6 protein-coding genes are annotated in these 8,757 nt (G+C 64.4%); 3 read left to right on the top strand and 3 right to left on the bottom strand.

Features of this window, described 5'->3' with window-relative positions:
* Positions 1 to 288 (bottom strand): hypothetical protein (locus NS4_RS32500; protein ID WP_157106339.1); only part of this gene is annotated, 288 nt, incomplete at its 3' end.
* A 274-nt stretch (positions 289 to 562) separates the two neighbouring features.
* On the opposite strand from NS4_RS32500, the gene NS4_RS30715 reads away from it, so the two are divergent.
* Together NS4_RS30715 and NS4_RS30710 are read left to right on the top strand one after the other, a co-directional pair.
* The gene (locus NS4_RS30715) at positions 563 to 1,456 is read left to right on the top strand and encodes a helix-turn-helix domain-containing protein (protein WP_245665862.1); all 894 of its coding nucleotides are present in this window, start codon (positions 563 to 565) and stop codon (positions 1,454 to 1,456) included.
* Complete coding sequence (locus tag NS4_RS30710; protein WP_369690237.1) at positions 1,444 to 1,659, top strand: DUF397 domain-containing protein; 216 nt, start codon at positions 1,444 to 1,446, stop codon at positions 1,657 to 1,659. The genes NS4_RS30715 and NS4_RS30710 overlap by 13 nt, the downstream gene beginning before the upstream one ends.
* A 717-nt stretch (positions 1,660 to 2,376) precedes the next feature.
* On the opposite strand, the gene NS4_RS30705 is transcribed toward NS4_RS30710, so the two are convergent.
* Positions 2,377 to 4,449 (bottom strand): DUF262 domain-containing protein, encoded by a 2,073-nt coding sequence (locus tag NS4_RS30705; protein ID WP_063062962.1) that lies wholly within the window; start codon positions 4,447 to 4,449, stop codon positions 2,377 to 2,379.
* A 375-nt stretch (positions 4,450 to 4,824) separates the two neighbouring features.
* Between NS4_RS30705 and NS4_RS30700 the strand changes: the two genes are divergently transcribed.
* Positions 4,825 to 5,124, top strand: coding sequence for an NIPSNAP family protein (locus NS4_RS30700; RefSeq protein ID WP_063062961.1), 300 nt, complete (start codon positions 4,825 to 4,827; stop codon positions 5,122 to 5,124).
* Here the strand turns inward: NS4_RS30700 and NS4_RS30695 are convergent.
* A complete protein-coding gene (locus NS4_RS30695; protein ID WP_063062960.1) occupies positions 5,118 to 8,594 on the bottom strand; it encodes a WD40 repeat domain-containing protein in 3,477 nt (1,158 codons plus the stop codon). The genes NS4_RS30700 and NS4_RS30695 overlap by 7 nt on opposite strands.
* Between the last annotated feature and the right edge of the window lie 163 nt (positions 8,595 to 8,757).

The raw sequence follows: 8,757 nt of genomic DNA, 5'->3' as shown, positions 1-8,757 counted from the left end.
CCACAGCGGGTACTCCTGTGATCCGGTGATCAGGTCGGCCGCTGACGTGACCACCCGCCACGGTGTATCGGGTTCGAGTACGCCGAGGTGCGGGATTATCACCGCGACGGCGAGGTGTTCGAGTGCGTGCTGGACGGCGATGAGTGCGGCCAATACGGCAGGGGCATCCGTGTGTACCGTGTAGACGATTTTCAGCTGGTGTTTCTGCGTCAGTGCTTCATATGCAGCCGGGTCGTGATCGCTGTGCAGGAGGGCAACCGCCCGCCTCGACTTGTCTTGATCCGCCACCGTGTAACCCCTCCTGAAGTTCGTGTGAGGCGCCCGGGACCGACAGGCACTGCCCTCACTCGAACCACGAGCACTGACAGACGCTGGACGGGAGTCGCATTGGAACTCGGAGTGTCTTCCCGCCGAGCACACACCAAGTTGACCACCGGCTACGGCCGTGGGGAATGTTCCTGAGCGAGTTTTCGCGAATAGGAGGTCAAAGTTCCTCAGCGGCGGCAGAATTGGTTCCAGTACGAACCCGAATCGTCACCGCAACCCACCTCGGAGTACCCCGATGACCGTGAGTTCGACCATGGCCAACTCCACGCTTCCGCGCCGCATCCTCGCGCGTCTTCTCCGCGAGAAGCGTGAGGCAGCCGGCATCTCAGTGGAGGCCGCTCGCCGAGCGATCGGCGTATCCAAACAAACGTTCTGGCGGATGGAGACCGGACAGCCCACCCGCATCAACCCGCTGTTCATCAGCCACTTGGCCCAGATGTACCGAGTGGACGATGAGGAAACTGAAGTGCTGCTCGGCCTCACCGCCGAGACGCAGTCGAAAGGTTGGTGGCATGCTTTCGGCGATGCGATACCAAAGCACTTCGACCTCTACATCGGGTTGGAGCATGCGGCGAAGCGGTTCAGCTCGTATCACACAATGCTGCTGCCGGGCCTACTCCAGACCGTCGACTATCGACGCGAGGTGATCTGGGCTGAGTTCCCGGGGATGTCGACCGACGAGGTAGAGCTCCGGCTCGAATTACATCAGCGACGGCTCGAGCGGCTGCACAGTGAAACCAATTCGTTGGAACTGAACGTCATGGTGGACGAATCCGTTCTGCGTCGCCGGATCGGCTCGTCAGAGATCATGGCCGAGCAGTTGATCCACTTGATTGCCACTGACGAGCTGTCCAACGTCTCGGTGCGGGTGGTTCCGCTTGATGTACGCAGGCACAAGGGTGTCGTAACCGGGCACTTCGTCATCCTCGAATTCCCGAATCATCCGACAGCGAACCTCACAGACCCGCCGGTGGTGTACATCCAAGGCTTCACAGGCGCCCTCTACCTGGATAAGCAGGACGAGTTCGAGCACTACCGGGACGCGTATGCTGATCTTCGGCGTGTCGCGTTGGATGGTGCCGGTAGTCGGCAGCGCATCCGAGAGATTGCAAAGGAGTGGGCTCGTTGAGTGGCGATTTATCGGGGGCGCGTTGGTTCAAGAGCAGCCACAGCTCGGGGAGCCAAGAATGTGTCGAGGTAGCGCATCTGGAAGCCGGCATGGTCGGAGTGCGCGATTCGAAGAATCCCGCTGGTTCGACACTCGTCTACCCGGCAGCGACTTGGCACGACTTCACCGCGGCGCTGCGGAGTGGGCTCTTCACGGTGGACTGATTCAGCGGCTGGCCAGTGAGAGGGGCTGCTGCATACTTGGGTTAGTAGGTTATCCCCGCGCAGCAGCCGGAGTGAGGTAGATCGAAGTTGCGATCGGGCAGCGTGATTTACAGTTCGGCGAGCTTGTAGGCATGTTGTAAACGCCGGAGCTGCCCAAACTCCAGGAAGAAGTCAACCTCGATTGTCGAATCTAACTCCGAATCATGACCCACGAGCCGGACCGAGGCTGACCGAGTTGGGCTTCGACCTTGCGCGACACATCGACCGGGTCGGGACGGCCTCCGGCTCAGCCCTGGCCGAGCTAAAGCCTGACGTTGACAGACGTCGGCGAGGAACTGCCGCCGTTGAGGGCCGGGATGCTTTGCTTGCGGGTAGTCGGTCGCGTGATCATTGAGGAAGTCCGCCCCTCAAGACGTGCACGTAATTCGTCGAGGAGGATTCGGGTGCCTTGATGCGGCGAGCTTTTCTTTTGGTCTTGCCCTTGCAGTGTGGGCACACACCCGGACCTCGCCTGGGTAGCACTGTAATTTGGCATCTTGAGCAGATTTTTCCGGCGCTCATCTCAGTAATTCTATCGGAATGGACACGAGGCAAGGAAGCGAATTCTAAAGCTTAACAGAGGCTGCGTAAGGGGCCGCTCGGTTGCACATGGCCCACGGTCGCGGAAGTGTTGGATCTTCGTGTGTAGTGCAGTGTCGTTCGTGGAGACAGGGGTTCTCATTCCGCGGGATCGGTGTCGTCCTCGGCAGCCGACCGCAGATTGTGGAGGGCCTCGATGGTCAGCCGTTGAGACGCATGCGCACGCGCCCCGGTTGTGAATCGGATGCCCTCCTGCTCGAGGATCTGCCGCGGATCATCGGTCCGGCCGGGTTCGACCCAGCGGAACGCCGACGAGATCTCGCCCTGCGCGGTGAGCACGCGGTGGGCATTCGGGGCAGGCACGGTCGCCAACCGGTTGCCCAGGGGTTGAGCGGCGGTGCCCAGTACCTTGGCGAGGTCACCGTAGGTGGTCCAGTGCCCGGTCGGCAGCAGCGCCAGCAGTCGGTGCATCGATTGCCACAGGGGGTTGTCGTCTCGGTAGGGCCCAGATGTCACAAGCGGGCCCGGCCACGCGGCGACGATGCGCTGGGCCAGGTCACGGCCGCGTTGTTCGATCTGTTTGGGTCCCCAGGACGAATGGGCCGCGATCTCCTGGTTCATGCGGATACTGCTGGCACGCAGAAGTTCTCGTTTGCGATCGAACTCGTGGTTGCCGAGATCCTCGTTGTAGCCGGTCACCGTGAGGTTTCCGAGGGTGTGCACCATGCTGTCGTGCAGGTCGTCGACATTTTCGGCTCCGTAGACCGCGCCGAGTTCCGCACGCCATCGAGGTGACAACGTCTGCGGCATCACATGCTCGATCGTCAGTGACTCCGGCGCCACCTGTTCCTTGGCGGCGAACAGCCGCTCTATCCATGTGAGCATGGTTTTCCGCTGGGCAGCGCGACCCGTGGTGTAAAGGGGCGAGGTCAGGATGGCCTCGGTGAGCTTTTCGTCGGTGGCGTAGTGCTTCCGGCCGCCGGACAAATACCGGTGCAATGCTTCGTCGACCGGCAGCGCGGTATCGAGTTCCTGAACAGCGGCCGCGAACAAGCGGTTCAGGCTCTGGGTGGATTGCCCGATCAGGAATCGCCGCACCAGCAACGACTCGGTGTAGAGGAGCGCGCGGGCGACCTGTTCCGAGGATGCGCTGCCACGAGCTCGGAGCACCAGCAGATGCAGAACCAGGGGCGCCGGGGTTGTGGACCCCCATTCGCCGAGGCGGACGAGTCGCTCGCGCACGTCGGAATCGGACTCCTGGTCCGGCTGGAGCATCAACCGGTAGAGGTGTCCCAGCTCGGCGATCCGCATCACCTCGGCGACGATTTTCTCTTCGTTCGTGAGCCTGTCCAGACGAGCCTGCTGGCCGGCGAAGGTCTGTGACTGTTTGACCTGCGGTTTGGCGTGCAACAGATCCAACCAGAACAAGGTTTCGAGACGCTCGTTGTCGACCAGTGCCTCCTGCAGCGGCCGCCAGTACGTGCGGTACACGATCTCGCCCTGAGTGGGCAGCCGCATGAACAGGTAGTTGCGCAGCAGGTCGCCCTGAGTCAGCTTCAGGCCGGTGTTGTTCAGGGATTGAAAGATCCGATGCACATTGTCGCCGGGGTGAGTGCTGATGGAGACCACCGACAGACCGGACGTCACGGCGTGCGCGATCTGGACGGCGTCATAGGACACATCCGGGTCCACCGGCTCGGCCAGCCGCGCCCGGAAGAACCGGTAGGCCGCGCCGATATTGTCGTCACCACCTGCCGTGGGCAGGGCGTCGATCACCGCTGCGAAGGATTCCCGGTCCGACTGTGTGGGCAGTAGCTTCAGCCGGTAGGGGTCGTCCTCGTACTGGTTGGTCAGCAGCTGGTTGTGGATACGGTCGGTGTCGCGGCGTGTGGTGTCGTCGATCGCCCGCAGGTGGTCCCGGATCGCGGCCAGCAGCAGGATCAGTGTCGTGAACCGCTGCTGCCCGTCGACCACCAGGTACTGGGTGACGGTGCCCGCCACCCCGGCGGGTACGGGCGCGAGAACGACCGAGCCGATGAAATGAGTGGTGTCGATTTCGGTGATTCGGTCCTCCGCCAGCTGGGTGATATCGCGCCAGAGCTCTTTGAAGTTGTCCGGGCCCCACTGGTAGGGCCGTTGGTAGAGCGGCACCAGATACTGGCAGGTGCCTTCGAGAATCTTCTGGAGACTGGTTTCCTGGGCGGCTACCACGGCGTGTTCCCCTCGATGAAGACGGCCGAGACGGTGCCGGCCGGACGGTAGTGATGAGGATCCCTACGTGGGCCTCGACTTGAGCGCTTATCGGCGTTGCGCTTCACTGTGTTTCAGCCTGCGGAGAGGTGTGCGCCCGGGCCCACCGGCAGGCCGCTGTGCCGGCGGGGGAGAGCCTGCCGAGCCGGGTTCCGGTCACTTTCGCGAGCGCTGCCAGATCGTGGCGCCGAACCGGTCGGCAATGGCGAGGGCGATATCGGCGGCCGCGGGGGCGTCGGCTCCGGCCTGGTCAGGGGTGGCCAGGCTGTTTAGGGTGGTGCGGGATGGTGCGACTACGTCGAGTCGCGTACCTGTGCTGATGGTGGAGGAACGACTATGCCTCGTACGACGCAGTTACGGACCTACACGATCCGGGAAGGTCTGCTCGAGGAGTGGGCAGTGAAGTGGCGGGAACTGGTGGTTCCGCTGCGGCGTGAGCTCGGTTTCGAGATCGGGGGTGCCTGGCTCGATCACGAACGCAGTCAGTTCGTCTGGTTGATCTCCTACGAGGGTGAGGACACGTTCGAGGAAGCCAATGAACGCTACTGGGCTTCGCCGAAACGGGATGCTCTCGGGCTCGACCCCGCGCAGTATCTTGTCGGCCGCGAGGTCCGGGTGGTGGATCCGGTTCAGTGAGCCGGGAGCAGATGCGCGGACCGCTCCTCCGGTGTCAGTGATCTGTATGCTCGCGCCCTGGCTCTGGTGCGCAGGTCGTCGAGGTCGATGTCGACCGGCCAGATGCGGGCCGTGCCGTCGAAGGATGCCGTGAGCACGTGATCGCTGGCGGGCATCCACTCGATATCGGTGATCCGGTCGCGGTGCAGGCCGATGACGCCGACCTCGTTGTGGGTATGCGCGTCCCAAGCGCGCAGGGTGCGGTCATAGGAACCTGTTGCTATGCGGGTTCCGTCGGGTGACCATGCGACAGCTTTGACGCGGGCGGTGTGACCGTGCAGGACCGCGATCGATTCTCCCGTTGTGCTGTCCCATAGCCGTGCGGTGTGATCGGCTCCGCCGGTGACCAGCTGCGACTCGTCGGGCGACCAGGCGACGGAGTCTACCCAGTTTCCGTGCCCGACGAGGGTTGTCACGAGTTCGGCGTGCGGGCCTTCGGGTGTGGCGGTCACACGCCAGATCGCGCCGGTGCGGTCGTCGGAAACCGTGGCCAGGTAGCGACTCGTCGGTGACCAGGCGAGGGCGGTGATCCAGTCGGTGTGGTGGTTCACCCGGACAGCAACGGGCGAAGGGGTCGAGAAGGCGATATAGAGAGAGCGGTCGTGCCCCGCATAGGCGATGTACCGGCCGTCGGGGGACAGCTGGGCGGCTTCACAGATCATTTCGGTGTCGATGGTGGCGAGGCGTGTCCAGTCGGCGCCGATTCGCCAGAGCGCGACGGTGGAATCCTTGGCGCACGTGGTCGCGTAGGACCGTGTGGCCGAGACGTCGAGGACGGGCTCCAGATGCTGTGCCACTGTCCGCGCCGGCCGGTTCTGCAACGGGTCCGATTCGCGGATAATCGCGTCGGCGCCGACCGTGATGACCGTGTCGCCGTTCGGCACCGCGCGCTGCACCGTACCGCGATGGCCCGTGAACTGATGGCTTTCGGCGCCCCTCGGGGAGTATGCCCATACCCGTGCGGTGCCATCGGCCCCGCCGGTAACCAGGTGGGAACCGTCGGGAGACCAGTGGATCGCCCACACGTCGCCAACATGTCCGCGCAGCACGAATTTCTCTTCGGCGTTGACGGGGTTCCAGACGCGGGCGGTCGCATCGACACCGCAGGTAGCCAGCATCGAGCCGTCCGGTGACCACGCGCAATTCCATGCCCTGTCCTGGTGGCACCGGATCAGCATCGACTGGGTTGCGGTGGTGGTGTCCCAGATTCGCACGGTCGCGTCCCCGCCCGCCGATGCCAGCCGCGTGCCGTCGGGCGACCAGGCCACACCTTCGACCAGGTCTTCATGCCCTTCGAGGATGACGGCGGTGTTGTTTGCCAGATCCCAGATGCGGACGGTGCGGTCGTGGCAGCCGCTGGCCAGTCGCAAGCTATCCGGGCTGAAGGACAACCCGAGAATATTGTCGGTGTGTCCGGTGAGTTCCGCGCGAAGGGTGTAGGACTCGGTCTCCCACAGACGAATCACGCGGTCCCGGGAACCCGTTGCGATCAACGTGCCATCGGCAGACCAGGCTACGGCGCGGGATACATCACTTCCGGCCGCGAGCTCCGCCAGGACCTGGCCCGTCGCGGCGTCCCACACCCGGGCGGTTCGGTCTCGGGACACCGTCGCTACTCTCGCCGAATCAGGTGCCCAGGCGACCATTTCGACCATGTCCTGATGTCCATCGAGCGTTCGGGCGCATTGTCGTGAATCCGCCGACCACAGGCGTGCCGTGCCGTCTCGCGATGCTGTCGCGATCAACCGGCCGTCCGGCGACCAGGCAAGATTGCGCACAGCGTCGGTGTGCTGGTCGAGCACACCGATGAGCCGGTGGTGCGCCAGCACCGCCATCAGCGCTCGAGTGGCGACCGGAGTGGGCGGGCATTCGGCCAGTGCGGCCAGACACAGTAGGACGGACAGATCGGGATAGTCCTCGACGTGGGTGAGCACGTATTCGCCGATACCCTCCGACACCCGCCGCAGGAACGCGGCGTCCCGGCGCGCTGACTCGTCGACGAAGACCGTGACCGCCACAGTGGCCAATTCCGGATGGTCCCGGATCCACTGTCGCGCCGATTCCAGGCGTTCGCCGGTGAGTAGGTAGTCGGGGTTGCGTCCGGCCTGCTCCCAGTCGCCGGCCCACCGCTCCAGCTCGGCGCGGCGGCGGAGTTGGTCGGCGCGAGCTTCAACCTCTTGGCGCAATGGCACCCACTGGCGGAACAACGCTTCGTGCGCCGCCTGCGCGATCGGCCTGCCGTCGAGGGTTCCGGTGACCAGTAGACGCGCATCGACGAAGGCATCGATGACTTCCCGTTCGTCCGTCCCTGGATCTGGGAGCGGTACTCGGCGTCGATATGCCTGCTCACCGTCGATAGTGACGAATCCCAGCAGTATCCGCAGTATTCGCGGTGCCGCGTCCTGTCCACCGAGTCTGTCGACGGCCTCGGCAGCCTGGCGCGACAGCGAACCTGCCACGCCGCCGAGGCGTTGATAGTGTTCGAACGTCGCGTGGCGGGACGGTCCAGCGGCGAGATACAGCTCCTGCAGAAGGTAGGCGAGCAGCGGCAGCGCATCGGCGGTCGCGGTGTCGGCGAGGATTCTGTCGACGAGTCCGGGAGCGAATTCGAGACCTACCAGGTCGGCCGGTCCGGTGACGACCGACCGCAGTTCCGCATCGGTCAGTGCGCCGAGCGCGAGCGGGCGTCGGAACAGTCCGGAATACGGGGTGTCGAGGAAGTCGCCGAGATGTTCCACCCGCACCGTCAGGATCACCCATAACCGGTGGTCGTCGCGCAGAGCGGTATCGACGCAGCGCAGGAACCGGGCGCGTTCCTGCTCGCCGGCCAGGGTGAACAACTCCTCACCCTGATCAACGAGCAAGACAGTGTTCGACCTCGGGCGCCCTGCCCCCTGCCGTGCCCGGGTGACCATGCCCGCGAAGGTCTCGTTGTCACGACGTAGCTGCTCGACATCACCGCCCGCGGCGCGCGCCAGGGCTGCGACCGGGTCACTACCGGGAGTGAGGGCTGGCAGCACTGTCCAGCGGCGTTCGGCCAGCCGCGGCACAACCCCCGCCTGCACCAGCGAGGACTTGCCGCTGCCGGATGCGCCCACGACGACCACGAATCGGCCCCGGCCCGCGCCGAGCATACGAGCCACCAGCTCCTCGGTCTCTTCTTCCCGCCCGAAGAACACTGCCGCTTCCTCGGCGGAATAGGAGTCGAGGCCCGGGTACGGGGCGCGAGACGGATCCCATCGGCGGGACAGGCGACGCGGCTGTTGTGTTCGCACAGTCAGAACTGTGGCGGCGATCAGCACGAGCAGGAGGACGATCATCGCAGGCCCGGCGTACTGCTGGACCAGGCGCAATACGACCGGTGGTGAGGGTTGGTTCGTGGCGTAGTTGGTCGCGATCCCGAGCAGGGCCGTCGCAAGGACCAACAGCACCTGCAAGCTACCTGCGAGCCGTGGCCGCCCCATATTCCACGTTCCTCCCCACCACACCGGAGACTCGGCAACTCTATCGTGGAGCGAGCGAAATGTGCTGGGAGTGAGTGAGTTCTGTTGTTCACGAGGACGGATGGGTGATCAGGTGTGCCCGGCCGGGGTG

The sequence above is a fragment of the Nocardia sienata NBRC 100364 genome, assembly GCF_001613205.1.
Taxonomy (GTDB): domain Bacteria; phylum Actinomycetota; class Actinomycetes; order Mycobacteriales; family Mycobacteriaceae; genus Nocardia; species Nocardia sienata.
The sequence above is the reverse complement of the archived record's forward strand: the minus strand, read 5'-3'. Positions and strand labels throughout refer to the sequence as shown.